This is a genomic window from uncultured Schumannella sp., from assembly GCF_905479755.1.
In the GTDB taxonomy this organism is placed as follows: domain Bacteria; phylum Actinomycetota; class Actinomycetes; order Actinomycetales; family Microbacteriaceae; genus DCRR01.
This window is the reverse complement of sequence record NZ_CAJQNT010000009.1, coordinates 13,227-28,504: the sequence shown is the minus strand read 5'-3', so window position 1 is coordinate 28,504 and position 15,278 is coordinate 13,227. Positions and strand designations below refer to the sequence as shown.

The window sequence follows — 15,278 nt, the reverse complement described above, 5'->3', positions numbered from 1 at the left end:
GGCGATTCTACTGGGGTAGGTCACAGCTGACTGCCCTGCGTTCGAGATCGACGGCGCAGAGCGGTCCGCTAGAATCCCCAACATGGCCCGAGACACCACCCGCACCTCCGCCGACTCCCCTGAGCCGAAGGCGGGCAACGACGCGCCGAACCCGGTGTGGTTCAAGCCGGTCATGTTCGGATTCATGCTGCTCGGACTCGTGTGGATCATCGTGTTCTACCTGAGCCAGACGTCGTGGCCGGTGCCGCAGCTCGGAAACTGGAACATCCTGGTCGGCTTCGGCATCATGTTCATCGGCTTCCTGATGACCACCCGCTGGCGATAAATCGTCGAATTACACCCGTGTCATTCCTCCACACTGTGGAGAGGCCTGGGGATAACTCGCGACCCTAGGAGTAGGCGCCGGGAGCGGCGAGCACGCTCGCGATGCAGATGACCACGAGCACCGCCCCGATCGTGACGAGCCCCAGGATGCGTTGCCGCTTCTGAGTCGGACGGCGCAACCGCGAGAACAGGGTTCCCACCGCGAAGCCGACCGCGAGACCGCCCAAGTGGGCCTCCCAGGCGATGTTGGGCACCAGGAATCCGATCACCACGTTGAGGCCGAGCACGACCAGCAGCTGCGTGATCTGCACCCCGAGCGCCTTGCGCAGCGCGAGCAGCGCGCCCATCAGCCCGAAGATCGCGCCCGAGGCACCCAGCGAGGCGGCCGGCTGCAGGAAGCCGTTCGTCAGCACGATCGATGCGCCGCCGGTCACCACCGCCAACTGGTAGATCAGCACGCCCGCGACGTTGCCGCCGAACGCCGCCAGGAGATACATCGCGAGGAACCGGCTACGACCGAGGAAGCTCTCCAGCACCGGGCCGAAGATCGCGAGCGCGTACATGTTGAACGCGATGTGCAGGAACGAACTCGGCGAGTGCACGAACGCGCTGGTCAGCAGGCGCCACGGCTCGCTCACGATCACGCTCGGGTTCATCAACAGGGCCGAGGTGACGGCGCCGCCGGTGACCAGCTGCAGCACGTACAGCAGCACGCAGAGCGCGCCGATCGACATCGACACGACGGGAGTGGTGCCCCCGGGCCGGAACATGCGCGCGAGGCGAGACCGCGAGGCCGTCGGCCGCGTTGCCGCGCGCCCCTCCCGGACGCATTCCGGGCACTGGACGCCGACCGCGGCCTGCGTCTGGCACTCCGGGCAGATGGTGCGCCCGCAGCGCTGGCACAGCACCCAGCTCTGTCGGTCGGGGTGCCGATAGCAGACCCCCGCCGCGGTCGCCGCCTCGCCGGTCACTACAGGGATTCGACGGTGACGCTCGTGATCACGACGTCCGTCAACGGCTTGTCGCGCGCATCCGTCTCGACGGCCTCGATCGCGTCGACGACCTTCTTCGACTCGTCATCGGCGACCTCGCCGAAGATCGTGTGCTTGCCCTGAAGCCAGGTCGTGGGCACCGTCGTGATGAAGAACTGCGAACCGTTGGTGCCGCGTCCGCCGCGCGTGTCGGCGTTCGCCATGGCGAGGATGTAGGGCTGCGTGAAGTCGAGTTCGGGGTTGATCTCGTCGTCGAACTCGTAACCCGGGCCGCCGACGCCCATGCCGAGCGGGTCGCCGCCCTGAAGCATGAACTGCGTGATGATGCGGTGGAAGATCACTCCGTCGTAGAGCGGGGTGGTCGAGGTGACACCCGTCTGCGGGTGCGTCCACTCCTTGGTTCCCGTCGCGAGGCCGACGAAATTGTCGACCGTCTTGGGGGCGTGGTTTCCGAACAGGTTGAGGCGGATGTCGCCGAGGCTCGTGTGCATGGTGGCGATGGCAGTGGGTTGAGGCATCCCACAATTCTGTCATGCGCGTCATGGGGCCCGCTCTCAGCGGATGCCCAGCCGGGCGGGCCCTTGGACCCTTGGACCGGGTTGGGCGACCTGGCAGGATGGAAGGACACGCCGCAGACCGCAGACGGAGGACGCCATGGGACTGTCACGCAAACGCCAGCGGGAGCTGAAGAAGCTCAAGCGATCGGCCGACCAGTTGTGGGATGAGCAGCGCGAGACGCTCGAGCACGCCGCCGATGTGCTGCGCGACGCCCGCCGTCAGGCCGCGAACTACGCGCGTGAAGAGGTGGGCCCGCGCGTGCGCGGAGGCTACGAAGACCGCGTCAAGCCGCTGTTCGCGACCGGCGTCGCCAAGGGTCGCGCCGTGTCGCGCGACGCGCGCGGCAAGCTCGCCGACGACGTGATCCCCGCCGTGTCGGGTGCGATCGGCTCGGCGCTCGCGGTGCTCGAAGCCGCGAAGGACCCGCACGTGCGCGACGTGGTGAAGCGTGCCAGCTCGGCCACCGCCACCCTCAGTTCGCGCGCCCGGAAGGCCGTCGCACCGGAACCCGTGAAGTCGTCGCCCGGCCCCGGCACCTACGTGCTGATCGGACTCGGCGTTCTCGCGGTCGCGAGCGTCGCCTACGCCGCGTGGCAGACGCTCCGCGCCGACGATGACCTGTGGGTCGAAGACATCGAGGCCGGCGAAGCCGACGTCGACGAGGTCTAAGCCCCCTCACCACACGGGGAAGGCCTTCGGCCCGGTCGCCAGACCGCGTCGAAGGCCTTCGTCGTGTCGGCCGGAGTCTGTCCCCCGCGGCGACCGCTCCGTACGCTAACTTCGGGGAGCAGGAGCAGATCCGACAGTCGGGGGGTGCGCGGATGACCGGAGAGCACCGCGCCACCTGGCCGTTGGTTCCGCGCGAACGCCTGCTGGCCCAGGTGGCGGACGAGGTCGCACGTCACCCGGGAGTCATCCATCTCCTCCACGGTCCGGCGGGCGTCGGCAAATCGGCGCTAGCGCGGGTCGTGGCACAGCGGCACGCCGGTTCCGCGCCGATCATCGTGCAGGGTCTCGCCGAGCAGTCGTCGGTGCCGCTCGGCGCATTCGCGGCGGTGGCGGACGCGCTGGGTCCCCCGGCACGCGAGCACGCCCTGACCGAACTCGTGCAGGTGCTCGGCTCGCGCCCGACCCCGCCTCTCGTGCTGGTCGACGACGCCCCGCGGCTGGACGAACGGTCGGCTGAGGCCGTCGCGCGACTCATCACCGGCTTCGGCGCCACCGTGATCGCGACCGCGCGCGCCCTCGAAGCTCTTCCTCCGCGACTCGAGGAGTTGGGCACTTCCGGTCTGCTGCAGCGCCACGAACTCGTGGGGCTCGAACTCGACGAGATCGCCGAGCTGCTCCATCGTCGCTTCCGACTTCCGGCGCGCGACGAGGATGTTCGCCGTCTCGCCTGGGAGACCGGCGGAAACGCGTTGCACCTTCGGATGATCGTCGAGTCGGCGATCGACGGCGGGCGGGTGCTGCACCGAGGCACCCAGGTCGAGATCCAACCGGACCGCTCCCCGACGGCCCTCGCTGCGCTCATCGACTCCCGCGTCGAGGAGCTTCCCGCCGCCTCCCGCGCGATGATGTGCCTCGTGGCGATCACGCAGCCGGTCGCCGCGACCGACATCATCGAGACTTTCGATGCGCCGCGCACCATTTCGGAGCTGGTCCGGCGCGGGCTGCTCGTCGAGGAGTCGGGCCGGGTCAGCATCGCGCACCCGCTGATCGCGGAGGCGGTGGAGCGCGGCCCCGAGGTGACCGGCATCCTCGGCGAGGCCTTGCGGCTGCTCCGACGGGATGCGCGGCCCGCCCGGCGTTTCCGTGCGGCCGAGTGGGAACTGCGCGCCGGGCGACCCACCGATCCGTCCGAACTCACCTGGGCGGCGTCATACGCCACCGCGACGGGCGACGCGCGCAGCGCCGCGCGGCTGGCGGCGGCAGCGGCCCAGCTCCCCGGCCGGCGTCCGGCGGCATTCGCCGCGCAGCTCGCCGCCGGGGCGGCGGCGTCGGTGATCGGCGAGCTGGACGCCGCCGACGCGCACTTCGACGAGGCCGCGGCGCTGGCCGCGAAGCCGCGCGAGCGCATCGCCCTCGCGCGCCGCCGCGGGGAGCACCTCGCCCTTCGTCGCGGCGACCCGGCCGCCGCCGTGGCGCAGGGCGAACAGGTGCGGCGAGCCCTCGACGCCGGTGATGCCGCCCCGCTCGATGCCGACCTCTGGCGCTGGCGCAGCCTCGCCGAGGAGTCGTCGGCCGTCGAGGTGCGCAGCGCGATCGCGACAACGATTGCCGCCTCCGCTCGGGGCGAGTTCGGCGTCGCGCGGGCGGCCGCGCGCACGCTCACCGCTCCGCGCGAGGTGCTCGGTGCCGACGCCCCCACCGCGGCGATGGCCGTCGGCATCGAACGCGTCTGCTCGCTGCGGGCCGCCGGCGAGGCGGCCGCAGCCGCCTCGTACCTGGAGTCGGTGCGCGCCGAGGCCTATGACGAGGTCGGGTTCTTCACCGCGATGCTTGCGTGGCAGCGGGCTCACGATGGTCGACTTGGCGAAGCGCAGGCTCTCGCCGAGCTCGCGCTGGAACAGCTGCGCCGCTGGGACGGCGGCGAGATGACACCGTTCGCCCGCGGACTGCGCGCGTCGATCGCGGCCCAGCGCGGCGACATCGAGGTGGCGCGCCGCATGCTGGGGGAGCTTGACGCGGCGGGGCCGGTCAGCGGTGTCGCACTGCTCACCCGCGCCGAGTGCGAGGCATTCCTCGCCGCGGCCGACGGCGAGCCGAGGCGCGCCGCCGAGGTCATCCTTCGCGCGGTCGACGATGCGATCGACTCGTCGTACGACTTCCTGGCCTCGCTCACTCTGGCGAGCGCGCTGCGTTTCGACGACATCGACCGCACCGCCGAGGTGGCGGACGCACTGTGCCGAAACGCGATCGAGACCATCGAGCCGGCCCTCGCGGTCGCCGCGGCGGCCGCCGCGCTGCGCTCGGGGCGCGTCGAGCAGGTGATCACGGCGGCCACCGCTCTCGCGAGCACCGGTCTCACGGCCGCCGCCGCCGACATCTTGGCGAGGGTCGAGCGCGACGACATCTCCGCATCGGCCCGCCGACGACTGGCCGCGACGGCGCTCGCCCTCCGCGCCGCCATCGATGCGCCCACCGCGGCTCCCGCCGACCGCCCGCTGCTCACTCCGCGCGAGCTCGACGTGGCCCGCGCGGCCGCGCGGCGCCAGCGTTCCCGGGAGATCGCCGAAGAACTCGGGATCTCGGTGCGTACGGTCGACAACCAATTGCAGGCGGCCTACCGAAAGCTCGGCGTCAGTTCCCGGGATGCGCTCCGCGACGTTCTCGAAGAAACCGGCCTGCTTACCGCCCCGTAAGACCCCGACTCCGACGACGACAATCGTGCGACGAACCCCCGCGAAGCGCAGCGACCGCGCTCGGTGCGCGGAGCGGCACACGCCGCAGGAGCGGCGGCGGGTCAGCTGGCGGAGTGGAGCCTAGGGGAATCGAACCCCTGACCTCCTGCTTGCAAAGCAGAAAGCGGCCCGAATCCGACCAGCGGAACCCCCGTTGTTTCTGGAGACGAGCGCCGTCTCCTGAGCGTCGTTGAACGCCGCGTGCCAGAAGTCTTCGGTGCTAGTGGCACGAAATCTGGCACAGCGTTGGTCTCCGTGCGTTGGGTCGGCGGCGCAGTAGACGAAAGGAGGTCCGCCGATGACCCACAACAAGGCTCATCCGCTGTTGACCATTGACGGGGTTGCGAAGCAGCTTGCCGTCCCGGAGAGCTTCGTCCGTCGTCTTGTCCGCGAGCGCCGGATCGAGTTCCTCAAAGTGGGAAGGTACGTGAGGTTCGAGTCCACCGCGGTGCATCTTTTGGTCGAGAGCGCTCGGCGGTCTTAACGCGGGAGTAACGCCCAAACGCATTCCAGACGCGTGGCTTCACAGCCTCTCGATAGGTTCGGGTCGTAGTATCGGTGCATGTTCTGGTGCGAGATTCGGTGCGAATCCAGGTTCAACCCCACTACGCTGATTTGATTATGGACTACGCACACAGGGAAGTGTTCCCGTCCTCACCGCTCGCCCTCGTGGCCGCGGAGGTCCGCTTCAGCGACTCCGCCCGCCTACGTCAACAAGAGATCGTTGACGCCATCTCCATCGCGCTTGAGCCGATGTTGCCCGTCCAGGATCAGTTCCAGCAGGCCGATTTTGAGGTCCGTCCCGGTGCTGCGCCTCAGATCAGGCAGACACCCGGCCGCAACTTCAAGAACACCTCAAGTACAGCCGTGGCGACGCTGACCTCAGATCGACTCTCACTGGAGACGACGGCCTACTCTCACTTCCCCGAGTTCCGCGAGCAGCTTCTGACCTGCTGCCGGGCGCTTGTGGAGGCAGGCGTGACCCCCGCGATCCGGCGTATCGGTCTTCGGTACATCGATGAGATTCGACTTCCCGATGCGGGCATCGCCAACGTCCGCGATTGGGCGAAGTGGATTGACCCAAGCCTGCTCGGCCAGTTGGCCCTGGGTCCCTCGGACGCAGAGGTGCTCCAGGCGGAAGGCACCGTGGTCTATCACTTCGGACAGGATCGCGGACTGAACTTCCGCTTCGCTGCGCTCCCGCAGGGGGCTGTGGTCTCACCTGCCGCGCTTGTTCGCGCGCCGTTCGACCAGAACTTGCCCTTTTTTGTGCTCGACCTGGATGGCTACCAGGACTTCAGTGGACCAGATGCCACGCTGTTGTCCGTTGATGTGGTCGCCAGCACGCTTGACGCTGTGCATGGACCGTCGGGGGCCACGTTCCAAGCTTCCATCACCGACGATGCACGCAACACGTTCCGAAGGAGCGAAAAATGACTTCCACGCTTGAGCGCACCACGGCCACCGCAATTGCGCCTGCTGTGACGTCTGACTACGCAGAGGCGAACGCCACCCGTGCAATCTCCATCAGCGCGTCGTGGCTACGAACCGATGTGGACCTGCTCCGCGACGACGTGCATGCGCTCCACGGGCGCACCCGTACGCTCGACCTCCATGACCGGGCGCACGCGAAGGCAACGAGCGCAGGTGTGCCGGAGCTGCTCGCAGAGCTGACCTCCTCTCGCGGTATGTCTTGGTCCGATGTCGCCGCTGCTGCCGGGGTGAGCGTCTCCGCTATCCGCAAGTGGCGCAACGGTGGTGCCGCGAGTGCCGAGAACCGAAACAGCTTGGGTCGGATTGCCGCCTTGCTGGACGTACTGGAGACAAGCGCCGTCGCCGACCCAGCACAGTGGATGGAAATGAAGCTCCCGCTCCCGAGCGGGTACACCATTCGACCCATCGACCTGTACGTCACTGGGCATGCCGAGGCACTCATCGACATCGCTGAGCAACGCCAGGACGCCGAGAGCGTCCTAGACCAGGCGATGCCGGGCTGGCGGGATCACCGCAGCAACTACGAGGTCGTGGTGGATGCTGCAGGTGAGCGGATCATCCGCCCCCGAGGCAAGTGATGCGGCCGCATGGATGCCATTACCTCAGATGACCTTTACGAAGAACGGAACGGCGTTTCCTACGCGCGTCCGATTCTTCAAGGCGACGTGTTCGAGAACGTTATTGTGCCCGGACTTGGTGACACGCCCCTGACCGTGCAGGTCGTCATGCATCCATGCAGCATGAGACGCGGGGTGCAACTAGTTCAGCGCATCCAGGTCGCACCGGTGGGAAGCTACGAGAAGGTGGGCGACTGGGATCGTCACCTCCGGGTCATGCCCCTTCCTGACCTGCGCGAAGACGGGAAACACTACGCGGCCAAGTTTCTGGATACCACGGCTGTCCCATCCTCCTCACTGAAGCTGGAGAATCGCATCGCATCCCTCTCGCGTCAGGGCATTCTGGTCCTCCAGCAGCGGATCGTCAGAGATCATGCACGGCTCGACCTGCCGCTAAATCAGTTCCTTGAGCAGTCGGCCCCCGTGCTCACCGAGGCTGAGATGCAAGAGTCGTGGGTGGAGGCAGCGCTCGGTGTTGCGACAGCGCTCAATGCGGCCGACGTTGAGGCGGCAGCGACCGACTTCCAGAGCTGGCTTGACGAAGAGGACGGTCGACGGCGGAAGGCGCTGGAGAGCGACATCAACCACGCCGACCTGCGCCGAGAGGTCAGGGCGGCTGCATCCAAGCGGCATGCGCAGACAAGTCGGTAGTTTCTGACCCTCAGTCCGCGAGTTGCATTCACTATGTGATTGATGCAGGATCCAGCTACGGGGTAACCGTAGGGGTCCGCGCCTTTGGGCGCTCCAGCCTCTCCCACCCGGCCTCGAATCCCTCGTCGGACCCTCAGGCCGGAGCGACGACACCAAGCCGGAGAGTCTCCGGGTAGGCCTTCGAGCGGGAGCTGAGATCTGGGCCTGGCCATCCACCTGCACCGAGGGCGTTGCGAATGGGTGAGTCACCACCACTTGCAGTCTTTGCGCCGAGTGGGGCAAGGGTCCTTTTCCAGCATCCCAGCTCAGAGCACCGCCCGGAGGGGGATCATTCACTCTTCAGAATCATCACGAGGTGGGGTCTGTCCAGATTCTGGCTCTTCTTTTGAACTGCTTCTGCCCTCAGCTTTCGTTGAGTCATCCATCACATGGTTGAAGAACGGCACGAACGCGAGTCGTAGTGCGAGCCACCAAGCGAACAGCACGTAGCCACTGCTGCTCTCGGATTCGGAGAGAAGCCCGTGGGCCACTCGGTTGCGCAAGTTCGGGCCAAGCGGCCCGCAGTAGAGCGCTCTGATGTTCCAGGCCAGGTCAGGTGTGAGCGCGTCATCGACACCATCCAGCTCCATCAGCGCACTCAGTCCTGGTTCGATCTCGGTGTCGTCCGAGCGATGGTTCCTGGTCTCGATCCCAGCCCTCTGCAGACACGCACGGACACACGCCTCGACGGTAGGGGCGAGCACGAAGATCGACTCGCTTAGTCTGCCGTAGTAGCCGTTGTGGAGCGCCATCACATAGTGCCGCTCTTGCTCAGGTGGGACGAACGCAGAGGATCGAACCATTAGCGCGAAGTCGCCGGGCGCGAGCTTGTACTTGGTGCTCAGTTCGACGAGCGTTGGCCAGATGTAGCCGTGGGCAAGAATTCCAACCTTCAACTCCCAGTGGCGCAGCATCTCGCTCCAGACATCGCCTGGGACTTCCCCTTGCCCGCGAGCACTCGCGGAGTGCTGCACCGTTCGGCCATCAGTTGCCACGGTCGTTCGGGAGAACAGATGCTGAATGGGGTGTTCGCGCATCGACTCTTCCGCGGTTGCACGCGCCTGTTGGACCGGATCAAGCGGGACCCGAGTGAACCATGAAGCCAGGGCGCGAAGGTTGTCGTCCTCCTTAAGTACTTCGTCGGCTTGCTGCCTCAGCACCGTCAGATCGATGGGATCTGACTCAACAGCATTCATCTCACCGAGCGCAAGTTCCCCCTCCTCGCGAATTTTGCGCGGCAATCGTGCGAGCCTTCGGTTCGTCGTTGCCGACCGCCGGCTCCGCTCGATGCGCTTGTACTGGTTGTATGCGTTTCCAAGGCAGTCTCTGGCCAGGAAGTGCGATGACGACTTCCGTCGCTTTGCTTCCTCCCACCAGAGATCACCGAGCTGCTCGTCGATCTCGGCGACGCCCGCAGAGTCTTGACTGCTCGTCGCCCACCGACGCGCCTGATCGAGGATTTCGCGACGGAAGTGCAGATCCTCGACCGTGGCCGCCAGGTCTCTCAGCCGTCTGCTGATCTCCTCCGCGTGTTCACGTCCGGCACCAGACTCATGAAGTACGCGAGCGGATTGCCATGCGGGCGCTGCTCTCTCCGATCGAATCTGCTCCATCGCAAGGCCGACAAGTTCCGTCACCTGCGAGGCGAATCCGAATCGCAGGGCAATCTCAATTGCACGACGCCAACCGTTTTCTTCTTCTCGATCAAGTTCTCCATGCAACCCCACCGTGATCCAGGCTTGTACGACCTCCTGCGCCAGCTCGTATCGTTCACGACCATCTGTCACCCGCAAGAACAAGACATCGACTATCTGTGCGCGAAGCTGACCCGGCGGGAGTTGCGAACGCACTTGCCGCAGGAAGTCGATGTGGACCTCGGTGAGATCCTCTGGGAGCCAGCTCCGCCGATCCCCGAACTGCATCATCGGTACGTATGGGGATTCCCAGCGGTCGGGCTTCAGCATCATCCCGGCCACGTTCGACAGTGCCGCGAGCGCGACTCGGTGGGGACCGTCCTCGGGATAGCCCTCCGCCAGCTCGCGAAACGCGCCGAATGCTTCTACTGGCTCCCTAAGCATGACCTCAGATGTGTCAACCTCACTAATCGCTGCGACAAGTTCGGCTGCGGTGAACTCCATGCAAGAAAGCTAGTGACGGGCGAAGACATCTGTCGATCTGACGGCCGAGGAGCGCACCGCGTCGTTTCTCGAAATCACGAAGCGAAGCCTCGCTAGTTCCCGAATACGAGCCAGGACATACACCGGGCGGATTTGTGCCGGGCGGACCCGACATCTCGCCGTGCAGTAGGTTCCTGCCGCTTGGCGGCGCTCGCGGCCAGAGCCATGCAACGCAGAGACACCGGTGGCCAGTTCAACGTCCAGGCCCTCGGCAAGCCGAAACCATGTCTCCAGCTTTCCTTGCAACGGGCGCGCGGTGACGCGCTCTGCACTCCGGAGTGCGTGGAAGCGTGATCGCAAGAGGGTCGGGCTTGAACAGTTCACGTTCCACGACATGCGTGCGTCCGGACTGACGCTTGCAGCCCAGTCGGGCGCGACGATTCCCGAGCTAATAGCCCGTGCCGGGCATTCGACCCCGGCGGCGGTGCTGCTGTATCAGCGGACTGCGGTCGAGCGCGGAGCAGTGATCGCCGCCAACATAGACGCGGCGTTGCGCGCAGTCGCCAACTGATCTGACCCCGCGCAGGAAGCCCTCGGCGGAAGTGACCATCGGGGGCCGTTTTGCGTCCGGAACGACCCAATTCGATCGCCTTTTTGGCACGCTGTCTGGCACGGAACCTGACGGCACCAACCGTGAACTGGACGTGAACTCGGAGAAAAGACCTCCTCACCAGGCATTTCGAAGAGTGGACGCGGGTGGACTCAAACCGAACACCTGGCAGAGGTTCGAGCGGCTAAGTTCCGCGTGGAATCAGGCGAAACTCGTTCTCGGCGACGAACCAGACGGTGCCGCTGAGGATGAGTCGGAGGTTGTCGCGAACCCTGGGAGACGATCTAGAACACCCCTCACGGAGAGCCAAGTAGACGCTATCCGAACTGCCCGCACGAACGGGGAGAGCGTAGTCTCCATCTGCCGCAGGTTCGAGGTGCATCGGATGACCGTATGGACGCACACTAAGGACTTGCTGTGACGTCACGGACCGAAGGCGCGGTGAGCAGGAGCACCACTACTTCGGGTGACTGCTTACGAGTCTTCGACGAGCCTGCGGAATAGGTTCGTCACGCTATCGGGATCGTCAATCTCGTGGTCGAGGTCGGCCTTAAGCGCGGCACGAAGCTCTGGCAGGTCGGGTGCGGCGTACGCAGGGCTCTCCATGAACAAGATGACCTCACGGATTGCTGCATCCCACCACTTCTGTGTGCCGCGTTCACCGCGCTGTGCACGGCGGTCCTTGAGTAGGTCTTGCCAGACTCGGAGTTCCCAGGTGTTCCGGTCTGCCTCAAGGGAGACCTCGCCGGAGAGAAGCTCACGGAGCCGAGACTCCAACTGATCCGCGCGCTTGGACTTGTGCTCCCAGGTGTCGACAGTGAAGTTCCACCAGACCTTTCGCCGAAGCCGCATGACTCTGTATGCCAGGTTCTGAGTGGAGTCGTCTTGGATGTCCTCGACGACTCGCTGAAGCTCACGAACGATGCGTTGTACATGCTCGACTTCATAGGACACGGTATCGGCTGAAGACGCAGCGGAGTCTGCGGAAGATGAGGCAGACTCTGCTGCGTCTGCGGCGTCGTGTGTGGTTCTGGTGAGCGCCAGGATTGGTGTAGCGACGTTGTTCTCGATCCCTTCAGCGATCTGGTCGACCTGACTGCCCACGGCGCCGACAGCTGAACGAAGTTCATCACTGACCTGACGGAAGCGCATCGCAAAACTACCCGCTTCGCGGTCCAGGTAGATGCGTAGCAGCTCTTCATCTGTCAGCGCGCGCGTGGAACGGCCCTGCCGCGTTTGGCGACGGCCCTGGTCATCGAAGTGTGGCGGCATGGTCGGGCGCACCTCTACGCGGACGAACGGCGTTGGCTCGGCTACTCCCTCCTCCACAATGAAGACTTCGACCGGGACTGGTCGTGTCTTGCTCGCCACGTCTTGAATACGGGATACGGCCTTATCGAGACCTCTGGGCAATCCGAAAGGTTGCCCGTGCACGAGCCCCGTGGTCTTGTCCTCTACCTCATCTACCCCGACGACAAGGTGGGCGACCTCGCGGTCCGGTTCAGCGGCCACCCAGTTTGCGAGGGCAGCGAGAAGACCGACCGAGACAGCTTCAACGTCGCGCTTGAACTCGTAGCGGCCCGACTCGCCGAGAGCAAGCATCTGCTGCGCAACCGCACTAATCTCTTGATGTCGTGAAGGCTCGGGCTGGTCCGTCATGATGCTGTCTTCGCAGCGGGCAGCGATGAAGTTGGCATGTGCTATCAGAAGTCGTAGAGGCGTTTTCGTGCGTCGAACGCCGCACGTCCGCCTTCGAGCAGGTCTTCCGCGTACTTTCGGACCGTCGGGTCATCGAGCGATCCGACGCCATCGGCAACTGTTCGCCCACGCTGTCCATCGGCCTCGAGCGTCACAACCAACTCGGCGTCTCCAAGAACGGGAACATTAGCATTGTGCGTACTGACAATCAGCTGCCGAGTTCCTTTCAACGATCGCAGCTTCTGGACAACTCCGTCGTAAACGAATCGGTTGTCCAGATCGTCCTCGGGTTGGTCGATGACCAGAGGGCTCATCGACGCTCCGAGCAGGAGCAGCAGGAGGGCAGTCGCTCGTTGGCCCTTCGATAGGTCTTCAAGGCGACGCCAGGTCGCTGGCTGACCTTTGACGGCGACGTTCAGCTGCACCTCCACTGCCAATCCAACGGTCTGCTCTTCGAACTCCCGGAACAGAGGTTCGCCGCACTCGACGATGGCTTTCGCTTGAGCCCCAGTGATACCCAGCGCAGAGATAGCGTCTAAGCCTGATCGCGCAGCCGCCACGAATGCCGCGACACTGAAGTCATCTTTATCGATGGCCGAGAATATTTGACTACGTTGGGTCGAGAAGTGCTTGGAGACTACCGCTTTGATCTGGCTTCGATCCGGCGAGGCGATCGGCTTCACTATGACAGCACCCGCAGTTGCCTCGTTTGAAGCTTTGATGGCCTTCTTGAGATCGGACGCGGTCTTCTTGTCGATATCGGAGAGCTGACGGAGCAACTTGGCTCGCGCCCCCAGGAGCTTCTTCTTTTCCTTGTCGAAGTTAGCCCGCTTTTCCGCTCGCTTCTTCAGCCGAATCAGATTCGACTGCAGAGTCAGGTACTCATCAGGCTTGTGCCCCTGTTCGACCAACTCACGCAGAACGGCCGCGACACCGTCGCTCTCAGTTTTGGTCCCGTCTTTCCAAGCCTGCTCGGTCGCTTCGATCTTCTTCTTCGCATCGTCAACGGCGGAACGCGCCGTTGCGGCAGTCTGCTCCAACACTTTGGCGAGCGCATCGAGCACTGGCTTGAGTTGCTGCAAAGTACCTTTACGTGGAGAGTCATCGACATCAGCGAGCTCAGCGCGAAGCTCTTCACTCAGAGCCTCAAGCCCCCATCCACTAATGAAGTCTTCAACCTGCTGGACTCGCTCAGACGCCTCGGTGAGCACCGCCTCGTCCTTATCAAGCCGGGTCTTCTGGTCAAGCTTCGCCGCAAGGTCGGTCTTCTCGAAGGCTTCCATGCTCTCGGTAAGGCGCGGAATGTCTGCGAGTTCGTTCTCCAACGCTTCGCGATCCCGCTCGTGCTTAGCGATATCGTCCCGATTGTCGGCCAGGTCTTTCAGAAGCTGATCTCGTTCGGCGGGCGACGTTGGCTTTCCTGCCACTCTCGCGACCAGTTCGGCCATGAGGTCTTTGTCCTGGGCCAGCTCGGCGAGTTCGTGTTGACCAAAGATCTCAAGGTTTCCGACAACATCGCGTGGCCGCTGACTTGTTTGCGTACCGCTGGAGTCACGGACTATTGCCGGGTTGTTGATGGTGCGCTCGATCGTGAAACGTGCGGGACTCGGAGTCACCACGTCCACAACAAGCGAGACTACCGTTCCAGCGCCGAGCACGTTTTTGACCATGTCTTTGTGGTCATCACTTGATGCTTGACCGATAGGCGAAATCTCCAACACGTAGCGGAGACTTTCGATAGCAGTGGACTTACCAGTACCTCGACCGCCAATGAGCGCCGTGAGGTCTTCAGCAAGATAGATCCTCTGGCCGTCGAGGTAGCCGCCATCCCATGAAATTTCGCGGAGCAGCACGCGTGACGTCGATGCCGGATCGACTGTGCTAACCCGCGTCTCTGGTGTCTTCACTGCGTGGCGAAGTCCAAGCAAACTCGGACTACTCATCTTGAACCAAGTGCTCGCACCAGCAGAGGCCAGGGTCGCAGGATCGGATACATCATCTGCATGAATGGCAACGAGCGAGTGCGGCCGATCGTAGGGCCTGGTGCCCTTGAGGATCTTGATCTGATCGCCAAGCGGGGCTGCGGAGGGGGTGATGCCGATGGCGAGCAAATCTGGGTGCTTAACCATCTCGGCGAGAGTGTCGCCCTTGGCTCGACTCAGGAGCCCGGCGTTTGCGACGTTGGCATGTGCCGGAATAACTAAAGCGCCTCGCCCGCACATATCCGTCAAAATGTCGCCGTAAGACTTCTTCGTAGTGCCCTTCGCCGCACCAGGCGTCAACCCACAAGCGCCGATCGCCGCAGTGATCTGCTCAATCGCTGTGCCACGTTCGAATATCACCAGCAAGTGGATGCCTTCAGAGGTGTTCGCCTCGAAGCCAGGAAGTGCGACGATGCCTGCAGCCTCCACATCGACGATGAGCTGAGACGCACTACTCGCGTTCCAATGGTCCGTGATCGCGATTAGCTCGATCTGCTGAGCCTTTAGTTCGACGATCAGTGCAGCGTTGTAGGCCGCCTCATCGGCGAAGCTCTTGGAGGGCGAAGGGTTGCCAACATACCCGTATGGGTTCACCTGCAGAGCCGCACGAACCCAGCGCGCACCACGCGACCCGTCGTCGCCAGATGATTGTGTGTCAATCACTTCAGCCACCGCCTCGCTCTGTCCCCACTGGCAATATCCACACCAGATGGGCCTGAGAGCTGGGAGCCACCCTGTCTGGAGGCGTCCGCTTCTATCGACATGGAACTCCTCCTCGCGAGCACGGTCACATGT

The 15,278-nt window shown here is 64.3% G+C and carries 13 protein-coding genes; 8 read left to right on the top strand and 5 right to left on the bottom strand.

Annotated features, from left to right (window positions below; all coding sequences use genetic code 11):
* The first annotated feature begins 82 nt into the window (after window positions 1-82).
* On the top strand, window positions 83-325 hold the full coding sequence (locus tag QZ258_RS02690) for a cell division protein CrgA (RefSeq protein WP_294178811.1): 243 nt from the start codon (window positions 83-85) through the stop codon (window positions 323-325).
* Window positions 326-389: 64 nt separating this feature from the next.
* Here QZ258_RS02690 and QZ258_RS02685 read toward each other — a convergent pair whose 3' ends face one another.
* Complete coding sequence (locus tag QZ258_RS02685; RefSeq protein ID WP_294178810.1) at window positions 390-1,094, bottom strand: rhomboid family intramembrane serine protease; 705 nt, start codon at window positions 1,092-1,094, stop codon at window positions 390-392.
* A 200-nt stretch (window positions 1,095-1,294) separates the two neighbouring features.
* Window positions 1,295-1,834, bottom strand: coding sequence for a peptidylprolyl isomerase (locus tag QZ258_RS02680; RefSeq protein WP_294178809.1), 540 nt, complete (start codon window positions 1,832-1,834; stop codon window positions 1,295-1,297).
* A 136-nt stretch (window positions 1,835-1,970) separates the two neighbouring features.
* Here QZ258_RS02680 and QZ258_RS02675 point away from each other — a divergent pair, with 136 nt between their 5' ends.
* The 6 genes from QZ258_RS02675 (at window position 1,971) to QZ258_RS02650 (ending at window position 8,037) form a co-directional block, all read left to right on the top strand.
* Window positions 1,971-2,543, top strand: coding sequence for a hypothetical protein (locus QZ258_RS02675; protein WP_294178808.1), 573 nt, complete (start codon window positions 1,971-1,973; stop codon window positions 2,541-2,543).
* 152 nt (window positions 2,544-2,695) lie between these two features.
* Complete coding sequence (locus QZ258_RS02670; RefSeq protein WP_294178807.1) at window positions 2,696-5,236, top strand: LuxR C-terminal-related transcriptional regulator; 2,541 nt, start codon at window positions 2,696-2,698, stop codon at window positions 5,234-5,236.
* Between the two features lie 337 nt (window positions 5,237-5,573).
* Window positions 5,574-5,759 carry an excisionase family DNA-binding protein gene (locus tag QZ258_RS02665; protein ID WP_294178805.1) on the top strand — a complete coding sequence of 62 codons (186 nt, stop codon included), beginning with the start codon at window positions 5,574-5,576 and terminating at the stop codon, window positions 5,757-5,759.
* Between the two features lie 137 nt (window positions 5,760-5,896).
* Window positions 5,897-6,712 carry a TIGR04255 family protein gene (locus tag QZ258_RS02660; RefSeq protein ID WP_294178803.1) on the top strand — a complete coding sequence of 272 codons (816 nt, stop codon included), beginning with the start codon at window positions 5,897-5,899 and terminating at the stop codon, window positions 6,710-6,712.
* Window positions 6,709-7,347: a helix-turn-helix domain-containing protein gene (locus QZ258_RS02655; RefSeq protein WP_294178802.1), complete on the top strand. Its 639-nt coding sequence runs from the start codon at window positions 6,709-6,711 to the stop codon at window positions 7,345-7,347. Before QZ258_RS02660 ends, QZ258_RS02655 begins: the two co-directional genes overlap by 4 nt.
* A gap of 9 nt (window positions 7,348-7,356) precedes the next feature.
* Window positions 7,357-8,037, top strand: coding sequence for a hypothetical protein (locus tag QZ258_RS02650; RefSeq protein WP_294178801.1), 681 nt, complete (start codon window positions 7,357-7,359; stop codon window positions 8,035-8,037).
* Between the two features lie 332 nt (window positions 8,038-8,369).
* Here QZ258_RS02650 and QZ258_RS02645 read toward each other — a convergent pair whose 3' ends face one another.
* Window positions 8,370-10,214 (bottom strand): DUF4209 domain-containing protein, encoded by a 1,845-nt coding sequence (locus QZ258_RS02645; protein ID WP_294178800.1) that lies wholly within the window; start codon window positions 10,212-10,214, stop codon window positions 8,370-8,372.
* 373 nt (window positions 10,215-10,587) lie between these two features.
* On the opposite strand from QZ258_RS02645, the gene QZ258_RS02640 reads away from it, so the two are divergent.
* Window positions 10,588-10,764 (top strand): hypothetical protein, encoded by a 177-nt coding sequence (locus tag QZ258_RS02640; protein ID WP_294178799.1) that lies wholly within the window; start codon window positions 10,588-10,590, stop codon window positions 10,762-10,764.
* Between the two features lie 513 nt (window positions 10,765-11,277).
* Here the strand turns inward: QZ258_RS02640 and QZ258_RS02635 are convergent.
* Together QZ258_RS02635 and QZ258_RS02630 are read right to left on the bottom strand one after the other, a co-directional pair.
* A complete protein-coding gene (locus QZ258_RS02635) occupies window positions 11,278-12,462 on the bottom strand; it encodes a helix-turn-helix domain-containing protein (protein ID WP_294178798.1) in 1,185 nt (394 codons plus the stop codon).
* A 44-nt stretch (window positions 12,463-12,506) separates the two neighbouring features.
* Window positions 12,507-15,155 (bottom strand): TrlF family AAA-like ATPase, encoded by a 2,649-nt coding sequence (locus tag QZ258_RS02630; protein WP_294178797.1) that lies wholly within the window; start codon window positions 15,153-15,155, stop codon window positions 12,507-12,509.
* Window positions 15,156-15,278 lie beyond the last annotated feature (123 nt).